Annotated in this window: 1 protein-coding gene; it reads left to right on the top strand. The window is 38.5% G+C overall.

Annotation, left to right across the window (positions count from 1 at the left end):
* The coding region (locus L8D11_RS05695) for a reverse transcriptase domain-containing protein (protein WP_272906069.1) at window positions 1-239 on the top strand (239 nt) is incomplete at both ends.

The following is a 239-nucleotide window of genomic DNA, read 5'->3' on the forward strand; positions in this document are numbered from 1 at the left end:
AGGCTGTTCTAGATGATATAATCAAAGAACTCCAATCTTCAATTATTGCGGGCATTTACATTCCCTCTTCTGTAAGAGGAGTGCAAATACCAAAGGCAAATGGTAAAACCCGTTTACTTGGTATACCAACAGTGATTGATAGAATGGTGCAACAAGCGATAATCCAAATCTTATCTCCTATATTTGACCCACATTTCTCTGATAACAGCTATGGATTTAGACCTAAGCGCTCTGCTTCT

It is taken from the genome of Candidatus Bandiella numerosa, from assembly GCF_021811875.1.
In the GTDB taxonomy this organism is placed as follows: domain Bacteria; phylum Pseudomonadota; class Alphaproteobacteria; order Rickettsiales; family Midichloriaceae; genus Aquirickettsia; species Aquirickettsia numerosa_A.